12 protein-coding genes are annotated in these 21108 nt (G+C 74.0%); 4 read left to right on the top strand and 8 right to left on the bottom strand.

Annotated elements, in window-relative coordinates; genetic code table 11:
- Window positions 1–6: 6 nt before the first annotated feature.
- Window positions 7–2670: an ATP-binding protein gene (locus tag PV682_RS06145; protein WP_319724787.1), complete on the bottom strand. Its 2664-nt coding sequence runs from the start codon at window positions 2668–2670 to the stop codon at window positions 7–9.
- A gap of 298 nt (window positions 2671–2968) precedes the next feature.
- Between PV682_RS06145 and PV682_RS06140 the strand changes: the two genes are divergently transcribed.
- A complete protein-coding gene (locus tag PV682_RS06140; protein ID WP_319724785.1) occupies window positions 2969–4186 on the top strand; it encodes a DUF2510 domain-containing protein in 1218 nt (405 codons plus the stop codon).
- A 166-nt stretch (window positions 4187–4352) separates the two neighbouring features.
- Here the strand turns inward: PV682_RS06140 and PV682_RS06135 are convergent, their stop codons facing one another.
- Window positions 4353–4964 carry a TetR/AcrR family transcriptional regulator gene (locus PV682_RS06135; RefSeq protein WP_319724783.1) on the bottom strand — a complete coding sequence of 204 codons (612 nt, stop codon included), beginning with the start codon at window positions 4962–4964 and terminating at the stop codon, window positions 4353–4355.
- A gap of 176 nt (window positions 4965–5140) precedes the next feature.
- Here PV682_RS06135 and PV682_RS06130 point away from each other — a divergent pair, with 176 nt between their 5' ends.
- The 3 genes from PV682_RS06130 (at window position 5141) to PV682_RS06120 (ending at window position 9069) form a co-directional block, all read left to right on the top strand.
- Window positions 5141–5935, top strand: coding sequence for a phosphatase PAP2 family protein (locus PV682_RS06130; protein ID WP_319724880.1), 795 nt, complete (start codon window positions 5141–5143; stop codon window positions 5933–5935).
- Complete coding sequence (locus PV682_RS06125) at window positions 5932–7014, top strand: DMT family protein (protein ID WP_319724781.1); 1083 nt, start codon at window positions 5932–5934, stop codon at window positions 7012–7014. Before PV682_RS06130 ends, PV682_RS06125 begins: the two co-directional genes overlap by 4 nt.
- Window positions 7015–7209: 195 nt before the next feature.
- Window positions 7210–9069, top strand: coding sequence for a DUF4157 domain-containing protein (locus PV682_RS06120; protein WP_407705605.1), 1860 nt, complete (start codon window positions 7210–7212; stop codon window positions 9067–9069).
- Between the two features lie 57 nt (window positions 9070–9126).
- Here the strand turns inward: PV682_RS06120 and PV682_RS06115 are convergent, their stop codons facing one another.
- The 6 genes from PV682_RS06115 to PV682_RS06090 form a co-directional block, all read right to left on the bottom strand.
- Window positions 9127–11148 (bottom strand): phosphocholine-specific phospholipase C, encoded by a 2022-nt coding sequence (locus tag PV682_RS06115; protein ID WP_319724779.1) that lies wholly within the window; start codon window positions 11146–11148, stop codon window positions 9127–9129.
- A gap of 165 nt (window positions 11149–11313) precedes the next feature.
- Window positions 11314–13374, bottom strand: a complete 2061-nt coding sequence (locus PV682_RS06110) for a hypothetical protein (RefSeq protein WP_319724777.1) — start codon at window positions 13372–13374, stop codon at window positions 11314–11316.
- Complete coding sequence (locus PV682_RS06105) at window positions 13358–14434, bottom strand: hypothetical protein (protein WP_319724775.1); 1077 nt, start codon at window positions 14432–14434, stop codon at window positions 13358–13360. Before PV682_RS06105 ends, PV682_RS06110 begins: the two co-directional genes overlap by 17 nt.
- A gap of 1 nt (window position 14435) precedes the next feature.
- Window positions 14436–15386 (bottom strand): hypothetical protein, encoded by a 951-nt coding sequence (locus PV682_RS06100; RefSeq protein ID WP_319724773.1) that lies wholly within the window; start codon window positions 15384–15386, stop codon window positions 14436–14438.
- Window positions 15383–17725, bottom strand: coding sequence for a hypothetical protein (locus tag PV682_RS06095; RefSeq protein WP_319724772.1), 2343 nt, complete (start codon window positions 17723–17725; stop codon window positions 15383–15385). The genes PV682_RS06100 and PV682_RS06095 overlap by 4 nt, the downstream gene beginning before the upstream one ends.
- A complete protein-coding gene (locus tag PV682_RS06090; RefSeq protein WP_319724771.1) occupies window positions 17722–21099 on the bottom strand; it encodes a tubulin-like doman-containing protein in 3378 nt (1125 codons plus the stop codon). Before PV682_RS06090 ends, PV682_RS06095 begins: the two co-directional genes overlap by 4 nt.
- Window positions 21100–21108 lie beyond the last annotated feature (9 nt).

Raw genomic sequence — 21108 nt, 5'->3', positions numbered from 1 at the left:
CTCCACCTACCCCATGGCCGCCAGCGCCTCCTCCGCCTGGCGTACCAGACCGTCCGCCCCGCACGCCCCCGCCAGGTCCATCCCGCGCCTCAACTCCGATGCCGAGCGCGACAGTTCGCCGTACTCGATCCTCGCCGCCGCGTGTTCGTACTGGCACGGTGACGACTCCAGGTACGTCACCGCCCGCTCGGCCAGCCGCACCGCGCGCTGCCCCGTCTCCAGGGCCGCCGCGCAGCGCAGCGCCTCTCCGATGGCCGTGTCCGTGCCGAGGCGTTCCGCGCGGGTGCGGGCGTCGGCTGCGAGGCGGGCGGCTCGGGCGGGGTCCTCCGACGAGAGGGCCCGGGCCAGGTCGAGGGCCCACGGGACCATCACCGGGTTCAAGTGGCCCCGCGCGGCTGCCGCCTTCTCCGCCTCCTCCAGTTCGTTGACGCCCTCCGTCGTACGGCCCACCGCGAGGAGCAGGCGGCCCCGGACCGAGCGGGGGTCGGGGAGGACGATCGTGGAGGGGTAGGGCGCGACGAAGTCGTACTGTTCGGCCGTCCGCCAGGCCTCCTCGATGTGGCCCCGGGCCAGCAGGACGTCGACCAGGTTGCAGATCGCCGACCAGTACAGCGGGAGTCCCCGGCCCACGCGTTCGGCGAGCCGCAGAGCCTCCCGCAGCGACTGCTCCGCCTCCCGCAGGCGCCCCCGGCGCCGCAGGCCGAGGCCCAGGTAGGCGTGGGCCAGCGAGAGATGGCCCCCGCTCCAGCCGGCGGAGGTGTACGCGCGCAGGGCGCCGTTGAAGAGGGTGTCGGCGCGGTCGAGGCGGTCCGTGTAGGCGTACGCGGACGCGAGCATCATCGGCAGTTCGATGCCCCACTCGGTGCCGGTCCAGTCGAGGCCGGGTGCGAGGCCGCCGTTGACGAGGGCGCGGTCGCAGAGTTCGGCGACCTCTTCCGCGTTCTCGCCCCGGCACGTCGCGTCGAAGCCGCGCAGGACGAGCAGGGCGCGTTCGCCGTTGTCGCGGCCGGTGCAGGTCGCGGCGAGTTCGGCGAGGCGTTCGGAGCTGCCGGGGGCGGACGCCTCGCCGAGGACGAGGCGCTCCCACATGAACTGGACGGCCGTCAGCCGCATCCGCGCGGGCCCGGGTTCGTGCCGGGCGGCTTCCGTACGGACCGTGCGGACGGCCTCGTCCAGCTCGTTGTTGTGCATCTGGGCCTGGGAGAGGCGGCATACGGCGTCGACGCGGACGTCCCCTTCCAGGCCGGGGAGTTCGAGGGCGCGGCTGAGGTGGGCGACCGTCTGGGACGGGGACGTGAGGAGGGTCGCGCAGCCCAGTTCGTACAGGACCTGGGCGCGGGCCCCGGCGGGCGGGGGTTCCGCGAGCGCGCGTTCCAGGCAGCGCAGGGCCGCGTCGGGGGCGCCGACGGCGAGGTGGGCGCGGGCGGCCTCGCGGAGCTGTTCGACGAGGTCGGCGTCGCCCTCCGGGTGCACTTCGAGGAGGTGGCGGGAGGCGGCGGCGATGCCCCGGCCCGCGTCCAGGACGACTTTCGCGGCGACGCCGTGCATGGCGCCGCGCAGGTACTCGGGGATGTTGCTGTAGACGGCGGTCGCTATCAGCGGGTGGACGAAGACGAGGTCGCCGTCGTCCGCCGGGCCCGGCGCGGTGAGGATACGGGCGGTGCGCAGGACCTCGACGCACTGCTGGGCCTTGGCGGGGCCGAGGCCCGCCATGCCGGCCGCGTGCTCGACGAAGATGCCGGTGCCGAGGATGGCCGCCGCCCACGCGAAGCGGGTCGCCTCGATGCCGAGCCCTTCGAGGTGGGCGACGAAACCGCCGTCGTGGGCGGCCTTGTTGATGGTGCGGAGTTCCTCGGCGGCCGACTCCGTCGGCTCCAGGTCCCGGTCGTGGACCTTCGCCAGCAGTTCGACCGTGTAGTACGGGTTCCCGCCGGTCACCGCCCACACCTCGCGGCAGAACGGGTCGTCCGCCCGGTCGCCGAGCGTGGCGCGGGTCAGCGCCGCGACGGCGGGCGGGGAGAGGGCGGTCAGGCCGCGTACGGCGTCGCCGGCGAGGTCGTCCACCGCCGTCAGGTACGCCGCTGCCGCCTCGTCCGCCTCGCCGGGGCGGTGGGCGACGACGACCAGGACCGACAGGTCGGCCAGGCGTTCCGCGAACGCGGCGAGCCAGCGCAGGGTCTCCTGGTCCGCCCAGTGCGCGTCGTCGATCAGCAGGACCAGGGGGTAGTCGCGGGCCGCGAGGCGCCGTACGAGTTCGACCAGGCCGTCGTACACGCCCTGCGGGTCGCTCGGGGTGAGGCCGGGCCGGGTCAGGCCCAGGGCCGGGCCGGCGATGTCGTACCAGTCGCCGAGGTAGGCGCGGGCCTCCTCCTCCAGGAGGCACAGGAGGGCCGGTTGCAGGAGCTGGCGTACGACGTGGAACGGGACCGAGCGGAGGGTCTCGCCGGCCCGCGCGGACCAGACCGTGCAGCCCGCGGCCTCCGCCCGGCGGCGGGTCTCGGCCAGCAGCGCTGTCTTGCCGAGGCCCGCTTCGCCGCGGAAGACCAGAAGACGGCCCCGGGAAGGCGTGTCGTCGCGCAGGTCGGCCACCGCCCGGGCGATGGCGACGACTTCCGCGTCGCGCTCCCACAGGGAGGCCGAGGTGGCCGGCTGTGGCCCTGCCTCCGTCATCCCGTTACCTCCCCGAGTCGCCCGAACGATGTACAAACCTTGAGCGTAGCCGCATGGGAGGGGTCTTAGGGGCCGGTCCGGGGAGGCGTTCCCCGGGTGGGTGACATCGGGGTGGGGTACGCGGGGCTCGCGGCCTGCGTCGCACGGGGGTGCGGGTCAACTCCGGTGTGCGGGGAGCGGGGTTGACGGGGTGTCGGACGGCGGGATCGCGCCATGCCGGGGGCGGGCCGGCGGATTTCGCGGGGCTCCGGGGGCTCCCTCTCATACGGCTTTCACCGATGCCTCATACGGTGGGGGCATGACGCAGGCGATTCCACCCGGGTGGTACCCCGACCCGGGGCAGACGAGTGACGGTCCTCCCTCCGAGCGGTGGTGGGACGGCGGGGCGTGGACGGAGCGGACCCGGGTCGTGGGGGCGGAGGCGGAGGCGGACGCGGTGGAGGCCGCGCCGGACGACTCCGGTTCCCCGGGGCCGGAGGATTCCACGGAGGAGAAACCGGCCGTCGGGCTGGAGAAGGAGCCGGAGTCCGAGGGGCCTGCGGGGGCCGTCGGGCCTGCCGAGTTCTCGAGTACTCATACCGGAGCTCCTGGGTATGACGGCGGCGGTCAGGGGGACGTGCTCTCCTCCGGGTACCCCACCGCACCTCAGGGGTACCCCGCGTACCCCGCGTACCCCGGGCAGGAGCCCTATCCGGGGCAGCCCGGGTATCCGGCCGCGCCCCAGGGCGGGTCCAGGAACGGTGTGCGGATCGGGATAGCCGTCGCCGCCGCTGTCGCCGTGCTCGCGAGCATCGGGGTCGGGGTGTTCGCGCTGACCAAGGACAGCGGCGGGAGCGACAGGACCGGTACGGCGCAGGGTCCGGGCGGGCCCGGCGGTGGGCAGGGCGGGCCTTTCGGCGGGAACGGCGGCGGATCAGGCGGGTCCGGTGGCTCGGGCGGGTCCGGTGGCGGGACTCCCTCCCCCGGCGAGTCCGAGGCGCCCGAGATCAAGAGCGGTGCCGTCACCGATCCCGTCAACGGCATCAGCATCCCCATCCCCGAGGGCTGGACCGGGCAGCAGATGCAGGTCGGGGCGCAGGTGAACTCCGACTCCACGTACCCGTGCCCCGGCGACACGTCCAAGAGCTGCACCAAGGGCGGCGTCTACTCCGCCCCCGCCGTCGCCCTCGGCACGAAGGGGTCCACCGCCGAGGAGATAGCCAAGGCCGACATCGCCGCCAACGCGGAGCAGTCGTACGGCGGGTCCACGTACGGCGCGATCACCTCGCACGAGGTCCTCGCGGCCAAGGCCGTGACCGTCGCCGGGCAGAAGGGCTACCAGATCCGCTGGAAGGCGGTGACCAGCAAGGGCGCGGACGGGATCGTGGAGTCCGTGGCGTTCCCGTCCCCGGCCGACCCCACCCGTTTCGTCGTCCTGCGCTTCGGTGTCGACGCGGACCAGAAGGCCACGGTGATCGACCAGATCACGACGGGGATCAAGGTGTCCTCCGGCGGGGGCAGCGGCCAGGACATCTGACGGGCCCCGAAGACCCGCGCACGGCCTTGGCCCAGAAGGGTCGGCCGGGTGGAGCCCCTCTCCGCTCAAGAAGGGTTCCACCCGGCCGGGTGGTGCGCCGCCCCCGTCCCCACGGTGCGGCGCGTCGGACCGGCGTCCAGTCATCCCGTGGACGGCCGGCCCGGTTCTAGGGGAGGCCCAGCGCGGGCAGGACGGCGGCCTCCACGAAGCGGAGCAGGTAGTCCGGGTCCGCTTCCCTGCCCTCCAGGGCCGGGCGGACGCGCAGTACGCCGTACAGCTGGACCGGCACGAACTCCAGCGCCGGGTGGTCGGCCGGGATCTCGCCGCGCTCCACGCCCCGGTGGAGGATCTGGCGGACGGCCTCGACCTCGGGTTCGATGAGCGTCTCCCGCAGGGCCTGGCGGAGTTCGGGGTCCTGGATGGCGGCGTGGCCCAGCGCCTGCATGAGCGCCGTGTCCTTGCCGGCCGAGTCCGCGCCCGCGAGGGCCGCCGCGCGCAGGTCGCCCGCGAGGGAGCCCGTGTCGATGCCGGCGAAGCGGACCTCGCGGCAGGAGCGCAGGGCGGCGGCGACGAACTGGGGTTTCGTCTTCCACTGCCGGTACAGCGTGGACTTGCTGCACCGCGTGCTCGTGGCGACGCCGTCCATCGTGACGGCGTCGTATCCGCAGGTCCGGAGTTGTTCGAGGACGGCGTCGAAGAACTCCTGCTCGCGTTCGGGCGTGAGCTTGGAGCGGCGCGACGCGGCCGTCTCCGGCACCTCCGCGGCCTGCGACGTCATCGTTCTTCCTCTCCGTTTCATTCCCGGTCCGGTGATCGGATCGATGTGGCGTACGTCAATCGATACTCCAGTGTACCGGTACTGGATCGTATCGGTACACTGGCGTATCGATACGCTTTCGTATCGACACTGCGGCCACCGTCGCAGCGCACCACCGTGAACGAAAAGGCATGGGGATGAATGCCCGCACCGAGCCTGGAGAAGGAGCGGGGTCCACAGCGGCCCGGCCTCCGATAGTCCGCGAGCTGCTGCTGGTCGCGGGGCTCTTCCTCGTCTATAAGTTCGGCCGTCAGCTGGCGACCGGGCACACCGGGGAAGCGTTCCGCAACGCGCGCCACGTGTGGGACTTCGAACGCTGGGCCCGCCTCCCCTCCGAGGTCGACGTGCAAGGGCTGCTGCTGCACGGGGACGGACTCGCGAAGGCCGCGAACGTGTACTACGCGACCGTCCACTTCCCCGCGACGCTCGCCTTCCTGGTCTGGCTGTACCTCCGCCGCCCCGCGCACTACGTGTGGGTGCGGCGGGTGCTCGCCGCCGTCACCGGGGCCGCGCTCGTCGGCCACCTCCTCTTCCCGCTGGCGCCGCCCCGGATGCTGTCCGGCACGGGGCTGATCGACACGGCCCGGGTCTACGGGCCGTCCGTGTACGGGCCGCCGCAGACCGACCACCTCTCCAACCAGTTCGCCGCGATGCCGTCGCTGCACTTCGGGTGGGCGCTGATGCTGGCGGTCGGGATGATCGTCGCGACGCGCTCGCGGTGGCGGTGGCTGTGGCTCGCGCATCCCGCCCTGACGCTGCTGGTGATCGTCGGGACGGCCAACCACTACTGGCTCGACGCGATCGTCGCGGGCGCCCTGCTCGGGGGCGCGCTGGCCTTCGTCCGGCCGCCCAGGACCCGTACTCCTGAAGTACCGCCCGTACCGGAGACGACGGCCGAGCCCGTCAAGGAACTCGTGGGAGCGGGCCGATGAACGCCACCCTCGTCGCGGTCGTCCTGTCGCTGTTCTCCGCGGTCGCGTACGCCGCCGCCGCTGTCGCCCAGGAGCGGCTCGCCTCGCGGTCCTCCGGGGCCGGGATCATGCGGATGGTCCGGCGCGGTGCCTGGTGGGGGTCCGTGCTGCTGAACGGGGGCGGTGCGCTGCTGCACGTCGTCGCGCTGAACTACGGTCCGCTGACCGTCGTGCAGCCGCTCGGCGCGCTGACGCTCGTCGCCGCCGTGCCGCTGGGTGCGCGGATCGCCGGGCGCAAGGTGAGCCGGGCCGAGTGGCGGGGGACGTCGTACACCCTCGCCGGGCTCGCCGCGATCCTGGTCGTGGCGTCGGGGCCCGCGCCGGAGAAGGTGCTCGACGGCGCCCAGTCCATCGCCGTCGCCAGTGCCACGGTCGCCGTGATCGCGTTCCTGGCCCGGCCCGGCGCGAAGCCGGGCCTGCGGCACGCGACCGCGTCCGGCATCGCCTCGGGGGTCGCCTCGGCGCTCACCCAGACGGTGACGGTCGCACTCACCGACACCGGTTCCCTCCCGCTGTACCAGGTCCTGGGCATCGCCCTGCTCGTCGCCGCGTTCGCGACAGCGGGCCTGCTCCTCTCCCAGACCGCCTACCAGGACGGCCTCGGCGCGCCCCTCTCCATGGTCACCCTCTCCAACCCGGTCGCCGCTGCGGTCATCGGGCTGACCCTGCTGGGCGAGAGCCTCCAGGGAGGCGCCGCGGGCATCCTCCTCGCGACCGCGGGAGCGGGGCTCGCGGGCCGGGGCGTGGTCCTCCTGTCCCGGGCGGCCCCGGAGGCGGTGGCGGCGCCGGTCCCGGAGGACACCGCACAGGGCTTCGACCGGTACGAGGACGGCGAGCGCGCCGGCGGGATCCGGTACGACGACGGCGTACCGGACGACATCGTCGTACCCGACCACATCGTGCTCCCCGAACCCGCGGGCGTCCCGCACGACGAGCACCCCGTCGCTGCGGTCCTGGCGCTGCGGCCGGAGTCGGCGTCCCAGGAACCGGCGATGCTGCCGCGCCCGGCGCCGGGGCCGGGCCGGCTGACGGCGCTGTAGCACCCACGATCAGGGCGGGGAGCGCGAAGCGGCTGAACTGAGCGCACACCCCGCCGAACCGGTCTCCGCCCGTCCACCACCCGCCCTGCGGGCAGACGACGGTGCCTCGGTACTGCCCGTTCGGACCTTCACCCGGGGCGGGTGTGCTCGTAGCAAGGGGGAAGTGATCGCGGGCAGAGCTGAGGTGGGGTCGTCATGTACGCCAAGAAGGAGCGGCCGGAGGGGTCCGGCGGGGTGCGTCGCGCCGCGGGTCCGGTCCGGGCGGAGGGGCCGGTGGCGGGTGGGGCTCTCGCGCCGCAGGCCCTCGCGCCGTTGCAGCGGGCCATCGGGAACGCGGCCGTCGCCCGGATGATGCGGCGGCGGGAGGAGGCCGGCTCCGAGGCGCCGCCCGTGCAGCGGTCGGCTGTGCCCGATGTGCTGCGCTCGCCCGGCCGGCCGCTGGCGCAGCCCGTGCGGGCCGAGATGGAGCGGCGGCTCGGGGCGGACTTCTCCGACGTCCGTGTGCACGACGACATCGCCGCGCAGCGGTCCGCGACGGAGGTCGGGGCGCGGGCGTACACGTCCGGGCACCATGTGGTGCTCGGCGAGGGCGGGGGCGACCGGCACACGCTCGCGCACGAACTCGTGCACGTCGTGCAGCAGCGCTCGGGGCCGGTGTCGGGCACCGACAACGGTGCGGGGCTGAGGGTCTCCGACCCGTCGGACCGCTTCGAACGGGAGGCGGAACGGACGGCGCACCGGGTGATGTCGGGGCCGGTACCGGGGGCGGAGCCGTCCGGCGTGGCCCAGCGGGCACCGGGGACGTCCGTCCAGCGGGCGCCGGGGACGACGGTCGAGCAGGTGCCGGACGCGGCGGTCGGGACGGCGCCGGAGGCCGCTGTCCTGCCCGCGTCGGAGGCGTCTCTCCAGCGGGCCCCCGCAGCCCCTCTCCAGCGCATGGACAACGGCGAGGACGCCCAGCCCGCGCAGCAGCCCGCCGCACCCGTCGATCCCTTGCGTGACTTTGCCGCCGCCACCTACACGCCCGGCCGCGCCGGAGCCGTCGGGACCGTCGCCGACGGCGTGCGGGCCGCGACGCTTCGGCAGATCGCCTGGGAGGAGCACTGGGCGCCGATCGCGGCCGTGTGCAAGAAGTACCACTACACGATCGCCGTGCGGGAGACGGGCGAGTTCTCCATCCGGCGGATCGCGGAGGGTGCCAAGCCCAAGCCGCACACCATCCTGGAGAAGTCGATCAAGCCGTCCTCGGTGCGGAAGGAGTACGGGCGTGAAGGGTCGCAGGCCGATCCGGAAGCCGTGCTCGCCTGGCTCGCTCAGGAGGACCTGGACGGGTTCGTCGGGCACTGGGGGCAGGGCGGGCTGCTGGGGGTGCGGGTCGACGACCCGTCCCAGGAGGTGCTGGACCTCGGCATCGTGGAGACCGGTGCCCGGGGTGAGGAGTACGTGCCGATCACGGTGCTGGCGCCGGGCGGCGGGCCGCAGCTGACCGCCCTGAGGGGTGTGCCGAACTGGCAGACGTATCTGTACACCGGGGACTACGACCTGCACGAGGCGTACTCCCTGATGGGCGGTATGCGCGGCGGCGGTCAGATCGCCGAGGCGTCCCAGCAGAAGGTGAACCTGCTGAACCGGCTGAACGCCGGGGTCGCGAACAGCTCCGCCGTGCCGGTGCGACGGGAGGGGACGGCCCGTCTGGAGGGGCACGGCCTGCACATGGAGGACTCCGCGTACGCGATGTTCCAGCACGGCGACCAGGCCACCTACCGGATGAACCAGTACCTGGAGGCGCAGGCGGAGGGGATGCGGCCGGTGGTGGCGAAGCTGGTGAAGGCGGTGGCGACGGAGAGCGACGAACCCATGGGGTGGTGCCGCTGGGGCCAGTGGTACGTGACGATGAACAAGGACGAGCACAAGCTGCTGAGGAAGCAGTGGGGGCTCACCGTCCCCAACTCGTGGACCGACGAGGTGATGGACCGCACTCCGGGCCCCGGCGAGAACAGGGCGAGCCCCGAGGAGAAGAGGAAGCAGTACAAGACGGCCAGGTACACGTCCTGACCCGCAGGGACCGCCCGCCCGGGAGGCGAGCGGTCCCGTGGTACTACCCGGGTACGACTACTCGGTGATGATCGCCGGGTCGCTGACCCCCGGCCGCCCGTTCTCCACGTGCCCCGCGAACCGGCGCAGGAACGTGGAGGAAGCGTGGGAGGTGACCGTCAGGTCGTACCAGCGGTGTCCCTTGCCGGTCTCGACCGTGCGCTTGAGGACGGCGTGCGGGCGGAGCTTCACCGTGGTCGTACGGGAGCGGTACGCGTCGGTGACGCGGAGTTCGACCGTGTCCTTGGACGTGTTGGTGAAGGTCAGCTCCACGCGGTCGCCGACGTGCCGGGCGACGACCTCGGGCCCGGCGTGCGCGGTCTCGCCCTTGAAGGCGCGCAGGAACCCGGCCGGCCCGTGGACCGTGAGGTCGTAGGAGGCGCCGGTGAAGGTGTCGGAGATCTTCTTGCCCGCGCCGGTCGTGTAGCTCCGCGGAGTTGTGCCGGGCGTTGTGACGAGGAACGCGCCCCCGGCGTGCGCCCCGGAGGCGAACGTCAGGGTCAGCGCCCCGGAGCCGGTCTTCGCGTCGACGCTGGGCGCGTACTTGAGGGGCCGGGTGGGCCGGTGGCCGCGCTCCTGCCGGGGCAGGGCGGGGTGGGCCGGCGGGGTCGGGACGTAGTCGGGGTGCCGGTTCCTGTCGGCGGGCTCGTAGGAGGCCGTCGAGGGCAGCGCGACCGGGCGGACGTCCTTGCGGGAGAAGTCGAACGCGGCCGTCAGGTCGCCGCAGACCGCGCGCCGCCAGGGCGAGATGTTGGGCTCGTGGACGCCGAAGCGGCGCTCCATGAACCGGATGACCGAGGTGTGGTCGAGGGTCTCGGAGCAGACGTAACCGCCCTTGCTCCAGGGCGAGACGACGATCATCGGGACGCGCTGGCCGAGCCCGTAGGGACCGGGGACGTGCCCCGCCGCGTCGCCCTTGAAGACGTCGGGGCCGGTCTCGACCGTCGAGCGGCCCTCCTCGGCGAACGGCGGGACGACGTGGTCGAAGAAGCCGTCGTTCTCGTCGTACGTGATGAACAGGGCCGTCTTCGACCACACCTCGGGGTTCGAGGTGAGCGCGTCGAGGACCTGCGAGACGTACCAAGCCCCGTAGTTCGCAGGCCAGTTGGGGTGCTCGGTGAACGCCTCGGGGGCGACGATCCAGGAGATCTGCGGGAGCGTGCCCGCCTTGACGTCGGCCTTCAGCCGCGCGAAGTAGTCCTCGCCGTGCTTGGCGTCCGTGCCGGTGCGGGCCTTCTCGTAGAGGGCGTCGCCGGGCTTCGCGTTCTGGTACTGGGTGAAGTACAGCAGCGAGTTGTCGCCGTAGTTGCCCCGGTAGGCGTCCTGGATCCAGCCCCAGCCGCCCGCCTTGTCGAGGCCGTCACCGGCGTCCTGGTAGATCTTCCAGGAGACGCCCGCCTTCTCCAGCCGCTCGGGGTACGTCGTCCAGGAGTACCCGGCCTCGTCGTTGCCGAGGACCGGGCCGCCGCCCTTGCCGTCGTTGCCGGTGTACCCCGTCCACAGGTAGTACCGGTTGGGGTCGGTCGAGCCGATGAACGAGCAGTGGTAGGCGTCGCAGATGGTGAAGGAGTCGGCGAGCGCGTAGTGGAAGGGGATGTCGCCGCGCTCCAGGTACGCCATCGTCGTGGAGCCCTTGGCGGGGACCCACTGGTCGTACTTGCCGCCGTCGAACGCGGCGTGGCCGTCGTTCCAGCCGTGCGGAAGGTCCTGGACGAAGGCGAGGCCCAGGTCGTCGTGGTCGGGGCGGAACGGGAGGACGTCCTTCTTGCCGTCCGACTGGTACCAGACCGGCTTGCCGTCCTCGCGGGTGACGACCGGACGCGGGTCGCCGAAGCCGCGCACCCCGCGCATCCGGCCGAAGTAGTGGTCGAAGGAGCGGTTCTCCTGCATCAGGACGACGATGTGCTCGACGTCCTCGATCGACCCCGTCCGATGGTTCGCGGGCAGCGCCGCGGCCCGCTCGATGCTCCCGGACAGCGCGGTGAACGCCGTGGTGGCACCCGCGAGTTGGAGAAAGCGGCGCCGGTTGACCTCTGACATGGGTGACCTCTCGACCTGGGCGGACTTCTTCCGGCCGGTTCGTGTCGGAACGCGTGCGCCAGGAGTGTCGCGAGAGGGGCCGAACGAGCGGGGTGGGGCGGGTGGCGGTGATGTGAAGGCGACGGGTACGGGTGGGGACGGCGGGGTCGGAGGGAGGTAAGAGGCTTACCGGCCGAGCAGCAGGACGAGCAGGACGAAGAGGGTGAGCAGGACCAGGGCGATCGTGACGACCTTCGCGGTGTCGTCGGGGGGTGAGGGGGTGCGGTGGGTGGAGGGGGTGACGGGGGTGGCGGGGGTGAAGGGGGTGGGGGGTACGGGGGTAGTCACCGGGGACGACTGAGGGGGTACGCGGAGGGCTGCCGGTCCGGTGGCCCGGCGCTCCTCCCACGGCCGGTTCCACGCCAGCTCACGCCACAGCACGGCCGGCAGCTCCGGCGCGGGGTCCTGCTCGAAGAGCGCCCGGCGCCAGAACTCCCGCACCTCCGGCGGCTGTTCCTTCGCGAGGGAGTCCAGCATCCCCGCCACCCGCGCCGCCAGCTCCGGCCGGCACAGGTACGGCAGCACCGCCCAGCGGAACATCCGTACGGCCCCCGCGACTCCCCCGTGCCGGGGGTCCTCCTCCGTGAGCGCCGCCCGCCACTCGCTCCGCAGGAACATGCCGTGGCCGAAGACGGTCCCGGCGAGGGTGACGGCCTCCCCGAACGTACGCCACCTGGTCCGGCGCTCCAGCGCCCGCAGGATCTCCTGCGCGGCCCGGGGGGACACGCCGGGACGGGCGAGTTCGGCGCAGAGGGTGTCGTCGGACAGGCGGTCCAGTCCCGTCAGCCGGGTGAGGAGCAGCCCGGGTGCCTCCCGGGTGGGGCGCTGACGCCACCAGTCCGGGGAGGAGTACTTGCCGAGACGGCCGAGGCGGCGGGTGCGGTGGGGGAGGTTGCGGTCGGGGCGGGGGGTGGGGGCAGGGGTGGGAGCGGGAGCGGGGGGTTGTGGGTCGTACGGGCCGTAGGGCTGGAGAAGGGGTGGTACCAGGGGTAGGGGGTCGGGGGGCGGTGGGTGCGGGGGGTCCACGGGAGCCGGGGGTGCTACCGGGGTTACGGGTACTACGGGGGTTACGGATATGACGGGTGCTGGGCCGGGTGCCGGTTCCGGTGCAGGTACTACAGGTACGGCCGGTACTACGGGTACTACCGGTACCACGGGTACTACCGGTGCTACGGGTACTACGTGCACCGGCTCCGGCTCGGCCACCACCTCCTCGGCCACCACCTCAGGCACCGGCGTCATACCCGTAGCCCCCGTGACACCCCCACCGCTCCCGCGCCCCACCCCACCCCCCAGCCCCGAGATCAGCGCGTCCAACCGCTCCCCCACCCCCATCGCCCCCGGCCCCGGACACCCCCGCAGCACGGCCGCGAGCTCCTCCGGCTGCCCCGGCGCCGCGAGGAACAGCTCCACCAGCCGCGCGGCGACTTCGCGGGCCTCGTCGCGGGGCGCCTGCGCGAAGGAGATCCGTTCGACGCCGGAGCCGCCCACGGCGGACCGGGGCCACTCGGGCACGCACACGAGCCGCAGCCGCGCGTCGGCCTGGGTGTCGAAGCTGGCGTAGGTCAGGGAGGAGTCCCCCAGCCACTCCCCCAGCATCGCGCACACGCCCCAGATGAGCAGCGGCGCGTAGTTGACGTTCTCCAGGTCGTGGACCTCCCGGCGCAGGAAGGTCAGCCGGTGTCCGGGTGTGCGGATGAGCTGGGCGACGGCGACTTCGAGGGGCGTGCGGATGTAGGAGACGCAGTCGAGGTAGTCGGGCAGGGCCTGCGCGAACCGGCGGCGTACGGCGTCGGCGGGGACGCGGTCCAGTTCTCCGGACGCGTCGTCGGGCACGCCGAGCCAGTCCCAGTGCGGGTCGGCGAGGGTGATGGAGTCGCGGGCGGTGAGCAGCGCGGGGCTGCCGACGAGGGCGCGGGAGACGGTGGACTCCCGGCCGCGCGCGTCGAGGGTGGGGCGCCGGTGGACGACGACGGCTTCCCCGGTCCCGGGGTCGAGGCAGCGCACGACGCTGGGCCGCCGGCTCCCCGCGCCCTCGACGCGCAGCAACGGCGCGAGCAGCGCCCGGAGTTCCTCGGCGCGCGCTCCCGAGCAGGAGTGCGCGCTGGCGGCGATCCCGGTGACGTACCGGTCGCGGTTGCCCTCCCAGCGGAACAGCAGGAGGTCGGCCTCAGCGGAGTCCGCCACCGGCGACACCCCCCACGGCCGTCTCTTTCGTGAACATCCCGCACATCGCGAGGAGGGACACCAGGGGCCCCAACACCCGGCGGGAGCGCACCCCTTGGGGGAAGTGGCTGTCGCGCGCGCTGCCTCCGGTCGCGGACGCGAAGTGCAGGGTGCAGCGCAGGGCGCTGTCGAAGGGCCGCAGCCAGCCGGGGTCGGCGTGCCGGCGCAGGAAGGCGTACGCGTCGCGGCTCTCCTCGCGCAGCAGCCGGGGGTCGTAGGAGGAGTCCTGGCCGAGCCAGCGGTCCACCGGGGGTTCGAAGCGCAGGAGGTCGGCCTTGCCGACGACGAGCGCGCAGGGGATGTCGAGGTAGCCGTCGCGCAGCGGGAGCCGGTCGAGGACGGTCTCGAACGCCGGGTCGCTGCCGGTGAGTTCGAGCCCGGCGTCCTTGCGGGGCTCGTCGAGGTGGGGCAGTTTGAGGGCGAGCAGCGGGTCGACGACGAAGACGAGGGCGTCGACGCCGAGGAGGAAGCGCAGCAGGCTGTCGGTGCGCATGAGGTCCTCGCCGCCGAGGTCGAAGAAGGCGACGGGCCGCACCTGCCGGTCGGCGCCGGTGAGCAGCAGCGCTTCGACGAACTCGGCGAACGAGGTCTGCCCGGTGGCCTCCAGCTGCCGTCCCTGGCGCAGCCGTACGACGCGTTCGCGGACGAACGCGGCGTGGTCGGCGGGGTTGACGGACTGCCAGCGCACGCCGTAGGGGTCGAGGCCGCCGCCGATGACCTCGGCGACCATCTGGGTGAGGAGGTGGCTCTTGCCGCTGCCGGAGGCGCCGATCATGGCGACGGTGAAGGGGCGGCCGTTGGTGAGGTAGGGGACGGGCACGAAGTGGGGTTCGCCGCCCTCGCCGCCCGCGCACGCCTGGAACGCGGAGCGCAGGACGTCGGCGCGGCGCAGGGGGCTGGCGAGGTCGGCGGGGTCGAGGCGTTCGTAGGTGAAGGTCTCGGTGCGGCGGTGCAGCCGGGACTCGTCGTACTGGACGTGGTCGAGGCAGTAGGGGCACAGGACGCGTTCGTGGGCGGTCATCTCAGTAGGCCCTCCCGCCGAACCAGGTGCGGCGCCGGGGCTGCCCGGGCTCGGGGGCCGGGGGGTGGTCGGGGACGACGCCGGCCGCCCTGCGTTTGCGTTCCATCGCGCGGTCGTACTCCTGCCGGTGGGGTTCGAGGGGGTCGGGGCGGGCCTCGGCGAGCGCGGCCGGGTCGGGTCCCGGCATCAACCGGGCCAGGACCAGGGCGGGTTCGGGGCGGGCGTCGGCCGAGGGGGCGAAGGCGTCGCCGAGTTCGAGTGAGCGGTAGGAGGCGAGGTCGGCGGGCGGCCCGTCGGGGTCGCCGGGGTGCCCTGCGGCGAGCTGGTAGACGATCTGCGCGGCGCTCCACAACGCGTCGCGTGCGTCGCAGCGCCCGACTCCCCGGCGCTGTTCGGGAGACGCGTACGGCGGGGTCCCGGCGGGCCGGCGCGGGGCGCCGAGGGGGACGGCGGAGGCGAGGTCCCAGAGCTGGACGTGTTTGCCGTCCCAGCGCACGGCGGCCGGGACGAGCCCTGTGTGGACGAGTCCGACGCTCTCCAGGAGCCGGACGGCGAGCACCAGGTCGCGTTCCACGGTGCGCTGTTCGGTGGTGGAGATGCCGTAGGAGAGGCGGGCGGCGGGGTCGCCGCGCGGGGCCTCGTAGAGGAGGAACGGCTCGTCGGCGTCCATGTCGTGGCCGACGAGCGCCGGGAACAGGCTGCGGTAGGGGGTGGTGGCGAAGGCGCGGTGCACGGTGAGCGCGGCGCGGGCCTCGGCTTCGAGGCGGGCGGGTCCGGTCTCGGGGTCGGCGGCGGTGAGCTTGACGGCGGGGCGGTCGGCGAGGCGTACGTCGCGTGCGGTGAGCGGTGGCGGGACGGTGCGGCGGCGCCGGTCGCCGATGCTCACGGGTTCGGTGCGGCGGACGCCCTGCGGGGTGAGGAAGGACAGGCGGCCCTTGGGGATGTCGTTCACCAGGTGTCCTCGGTGTCGGCGGCGGCAGCGGTGCGGCGGACGGTGTGGATGACGCCGTGGCGCAGGGGGGTGAGGCGCAGGGTGCCGCTGTAGCGGCCGGGGAAGAGGACGGGCTGGTCGGCGGCCCAGGCGGGGCGGCGCGCGGTGTGCGGGGCGAACCGGATGCGGCGGGCCTGCCCGGGGTCCTTGCTGAGCAGCGCGGACTGCTGCGGCGTGACCAGCTCGACGAGGTCCGCCGTATCGTCCTCCGGCTCGCGGGCGGCGACCCCCAACAGGGCCTCGGTGTCGGGGCGTTCACGGTCGGGCCGGTGCGGGGAGGGGGCGACGACGCCGTGCCGGTCGAGATGCCGGCGGGCCGCGTCGAACAGGGCGCGCACATCCCCGCGCGTGCGGCTCGCGCTCCAGCTCAGCGTGGTGCGTACGGCCGCGTCGAGGTCGTCGCGCAGCGTCGCGACCAGCGCCGGCCCGCCCTCGCCGGCCTCGCGGCCCAGCCAGCGGGGTACGTCGTCCCCGGTGGCCGTCGGCGGGTCCAGCAGCTCCGGCGGGACGAGCCTGAGGCCCTCGCCCAGGCTGTCGTACGCCCCTTGCCGGGGCCGGGGGACGCCCGCGTACTCCTGGGCGGTGTCGGCGGCGGCGCGCAGGACCCCGGCGGTGGCGCGGGCCAGGTCGGCGAGGTCGCGGCGGTGCCCGGCGGCCCACCAGCGGCGGGCGGCGCCCTGGGCGAGGAGCGCGTCGAGGTCGGTGAGGATGCGGCCGGTGTCGTCGGCGCCCGAGGTCCGCCACCAGGCGTCGGCGGCGGCCCGCCGGCCGAGCCGGACCAGCAGCAGGGCGGCGAGCAGGCCGCAGGTCAGGGCGGGTACGGGGGTCCAGGCGGGCAGGTCGAGAGCGCTGCCGGCGAAGGCGCCGGCCGCGACGCCGGGGACGAAGGCGGCACTCGCGAGGAGCCCGGCCCTGAGGTTGCGCAGGCCCGCCCAGATCGCGGCCAGCACGACCGGCGCGCCCAGCGGCCAGAGCCCGGACGCGGCGCCCGCGAGGAGGGCGAGCGGCAGGGCGGGGCGGACGGTGTACGGCTGGTGCGGGGTGATCCGGGCGATGCGGTCGGGCGGGCAGCGGCGCTCGGCCTCGGAGGCGGTCTCCGTGCTCGCGGCGGGGACGATCTCCTCCCCGAAGGCGACGAGTCGAGCGGCGACCGTGCGCAACGGGGTGCCCCGGTCGAGGAGTTGCTCGGTCGCGACGCGCAGCGCCCGGGCGAGGTCCTCGCGGGTGAGGGTGTTCGGCGCGACCGTCACGTCCGCCGTCGGCGGGTCCTCGGACCTCAACACCTCGACGATCAGGGCCCGGTGGCGTTCCAGGACCTCCACCGCTTCGGCCAGCGCGCCGGGGGCGGCGCCCGTGCGGCGGGCGCGGGCGAGCGCGGTGAGGGTGTCGGCGCAGCGTCTCCGGGAGCGTTCGAGGCGGCCTCCGGGGGTGGCGTGGACGTCCGCGCCGGTTCCGGAGAGCAGGTCGCCCAGGTCCAGGGCCCCTTCCGGCAGGGGCTGTCCGGTGTCGCCCGCGAGGCGCAGGAGGGCGTCCGTCCAGGCCCGGTCGCGGGCCGCCGGGGACAGGTCGTGCTCCAGGAAGCGGACGGCGGGGACGGCGGCGGAGTCGGTGAGGGCGGCGAGCCGGTCGAGGACGTCGTCGAAGAGGCCGCACAGGACGTCGACGAGGACGGACAGGGCGCGGGGGTCGTCGGGGGTGACGTCGGGGTCGCCCGCCGTGCGGGCCGCGCGCAGGTCGCCGGCCCACAGGAGGCCGCAGCCCTCGCCCTGGAGGGCGGCGGGGCGGGTGAGGCGGGGGCCGTGGTGGGCGGGGCGGGCGGGGTCGGGGGCGGTGCCTCTGGTGGGGGCTGGATCGGCGGGGGTGCCTCGGTCGGCGCCCCCGGGCGTGGCGCCCCAGGCATCGGCGGGGTCAGGGGCCGGCCCCCAGTCGTCGCCCCCGGCCCGAGTGGACCCGGTGGCCCCCCACGCACCGGCCCCTTCCCAGGTGTCGACGGGCCCCGCGAGCGGGTCCCACGCCTCGGCGGCGGGCGCGGGCGGCGCTTGCGGCGGCGGGGTCAACTCCCCGACGGCCAGGGCGAGTACGGACGTCCGCTTGCCGTAGGCGATGACGCGCTCGTACACGCTGTGCCGCAGTCCGAGCCCGGCGGGCGTGTCGACGAGCAGGAACCGGTAGTGGCCGTCGGCGGGTTCGGGCCGGCCGGCCTCGCGCAGCCGTTCGGCGACGGCGGACCGCAGTCCGGCGGCGTCCGCGAGGCCGCTCGCCGCCTGCCTCAGGTCGAGGACGATGACCGGGCTCGTCATTCCACGTCCTTCCACGGGTCGCCCGCCTCGCCCGCGCCGGGGCGCCTGGCCGGCTCCTGTTCGCGGGCCTCGGTCCAGGCGGGGGCGGGGGTGTCGGGTTCCTCGCCGGGCCAGCCGTCGCCTGCGGCGGCGACCCCGGCGAAGGGGGGCAGGGGCTGCTCGCGGGGCGGCTGCCCGGCGTCGGGGCGGTCGTCCCAGGGGAACGCGCCCCGGGCGCGCGGCACCTGACGTTCCGTCACTTCGATGACGTCGATCTCGCGCAGCGCGTGCCGCAGCGAGCGCAGGGTGGGCGCGACGGCGTTCTTGTCGGCGAACGGGGTGTCAAGGGCGGCGGGCAGCAGCTCGGTCCAGAACTCCAGGAGGGAGTCGGCCCATTCGCCGGAGGTGTGCACGGAGCGCGCCAACCGGTCGCGGATCAGGGCGATCTGACGGGGCGCCAGTTCCTCGACGACGTACGTGTACAGCGGGTGGGGTTCCTCGCCGAGGTTGTTCGCGCTGCGTTCCATGAGGGCCTGGCAGTACGTCTCGACGACGGCGTCCTCGGTGAGGAGGGCGATCTGTTCGTAGGCGTGCAGGATGCGGGCCCAGCCGGAGACGCCGTGCCGGGGCCGGTCGCCGAGGCGCAGTTCGATGCCGGGGACGTCGGTGGTGACGTCGTCGGGGAGGCTGCTGTGCAGGCGGACCAGGACCTTGACGGGCTCCTGGTCGGTGCCCTCGACGACCTCGACCTGCCCCTTCCACAGGGCGCACAGCAGGCGGTGCAGGATCTCGCGGCGGTCCTCCGCGGTCGCCGCGAGCCACTCGCCGCCGCGTCCGAGGCGCTGGCGCCAGTCGAGGTAGTCGGCGGCGACCTCGGTCTCGCGCGCCTTCGCCCAGCGCTTCAACACCTTGCGGACTTCCGGGACTTCGGTGAGGCTCATCTCGCGGCGGAACAGGACGACGGTGATCGAGTCGGTGTCCACGCCGTTGAACTCGGTGCTCCCGCGCGGCAGCGAGAGGTGCTTGCGGAGGTAGTCCTCGACGGTGTCCTTCGCCGACGAACGCGGGTACACCACCAGGACCTTGAGCGGTCCGCCGCCCTCGGGCACGAAGCCGTGCGGGATCAGCCCGGCGATCTTGAACCGGAACTGGTCGAGCGCGGCCTTCCCGACGGACTCGGCGGAGGCACCGACCCCGGCCGCCGCCTCCAGCAGCATGGCCATGGACGGCAGGAGGGGCTTCTCGTCGTGCAACGTGCCGCTCTGCGCGAAGAGTTGCTTGATCCGCTGCTCGATCGCCGCCTTGACGGGTGCGACGGCCGCGTCCGGGTTGCGGCGGGCGATCGTGCGGGCCGCCTGCCACGCGTCGGCGTCGACGAGGGCGTGCACGAGCGCCGCCTCGTCGTCGCTGTCCCTCAAGTTCTCGCGTTTCGTGAGGCGTTCACGCAGGTCGTCGTAGAAATCGGTGAGGTTGTTCTGTGGCGGCAGCAGGTAGGAGACGCCTGTGCGGTCGTCGTACAGCTCCAGGACCTGCGCCTTGTAGGCGCGCGGCTCCTCCTCGCGGTGCTTGTGGAACGCCTCGACGAGGGCGGCGATCTCGGCGGTGAGGGCGGCGGCCTTGGGGCGCCAGCGCTGCTCCTCCGCCCGCCACGCCTCGTGCCAGATCGCCTTGGTGCGGGCGGCGTACCAGGTGTTCTGCTCGGCCTCGGTCCGCGCGCGCAGTTCGTCGTGCCGGGTGCGCGCGAGGCGGGCGGCGATGCCGTCCTTGAACTTCGGTACGGGCGGCGGGAGGAGGGCCCGGTGCTCGCCGCCGCCGGGTTCGCGGGCCCGGCTCTCCAGCATGCCGAGGACACCTTGCCGGGTGACCGGGTCGGGGTCGCCGGGGACGCCCTTGACGACGCGTTCGACCTGGAAGGGGTCCATGGTGCGCAGGGCGCGCTCCAGCGCCGTCTGCGGCGAGAACTGCTCCGCGAGCACCGGCACACGGCGCGCCACCCGGCGCCGTAGATCCTCCAACGTCGCCTGCATCTCGCGCAGTCGGGTCGTCAGGGACTCCTCGATGCCGGCGCCGCCGCGCTGCGCGGGGCGGGCCTCGGGCGGCGGGAGGGGATCGCGGTTCCACAGCTCTTCGAGCCCGGCGTCCGCGAACATGCGGCGCACCGTCCCGGCGTACTCGTGGCTGTGCTGCGCGGAGGCGTCCGCGAGCCGGGACACGCCGTGTGCGAGCAGGCGGGCGGAGACCAGGTCGGCGAGGGGTTCCAGGGGGACGGTCATGGAGGCGACGAGGCTCGTGGAGACGCCCCGGTGACCGATGCCCGACTTGGCGCGGATGCGGCGCTTGGCGTCGGAGTTGATGAAGCTGGACGCGAAGGTCTGGTGCTCGTCGTCCCGCCCGGGGGCGTCGCCCAGTTCGGCGCCGATCAGCGACATGATGAGCGACACCATCGACCGGCGCAGGTCGTCCGGGCGGATCCCGGCGGTGCGGCTGAAGAGGAACGCCGTCGGCATGACCCCGGCGTCCAGGCGTACGGTCCGGTCGTGCGGGTAGCGGATCGCGGTCCCGGAGGCGTGGTCGACGTCGCCGATCACGTCGTCCGCGACGGGCACGTTCTGCTCGTCGACGAGCCGGAACAGGTCCACCACCGCGCGGGCGGCGTTGAGTTCGGCGTCCCGGCCGCCGCCCTTGGCGAGGGGGAACGCGGACGGCATCACGACCAGCGGGTAGATGCGGGCGCCGCTGAAGTTCTTCTCCTTGAACGCCTGCCCGATGAAGTGCAGGTAGTCCAGGAAGATCCCGGTGCCGGTGCCCCCGGCGACGGAGAACGCCACGAACACGTCGCATCCGGAGATCGGTCCGCCGCCGAGCCGGCTCAACTCGCCGCCGGAGCGGCCGATGATGTCGATGGCCTGCTGCAACGGGCCCATCACGGGCGTCATGTCGTCCCGCAGGAGCGTCCCGAACAGGGCGGCGCGGCCGACCGTGGGGAGCTGGCCGGCGCCGTTGCGCAGCGGGGTGATGCGCGGCTCGGTGGCCTGCGGGGGCAGCCAGTCGCGGGTCTCGCGCGGGATCGCGGCGCGCAGTTCGCGGGTCACGCTCGGCGAACTGTCGTAGCCGGGAAGGAGATCGTGGGTTGCGCGGGCGGTGCGCGCGTACGCCGCCTGGAGCGCGGGTTCCACGCTCAGGTGCGGGAGCCGGGCCAACTCGGCCTCGCTGTAGTCGGCGTACACGAACTGGAGGCATTCGGGCAGCTGGTAGCGCTGGTTGATGCCGCGCGAGGCGAGCGCGGTGCCGTCCGGGCCGCACAGCGCGGCGCGCAGCCGGCGTTCGAGTTCGGCGCCGACGAGCCCTCCGGTGCCGCCCAGGCCGACGTAGAGCATCGGTTGGTTGATCTTCATGGGGTGCCT

It is taken from the genome of Streptomyces niveiscabiei (assembly GCF_033794345.1).
Classification (GTDB): domain Bacteria; phylum Actinomycetota; class Actinomycetes; order Streptomycetales; family Streptomycetaceae; genus Streptomyces; species Streptomyces niveiscabiei.
The sequence above is the reverse complement of the archived record's forward strand: the minus strand, read 5'-3'. Positions and strand labels throughout refer to the sequence as shown.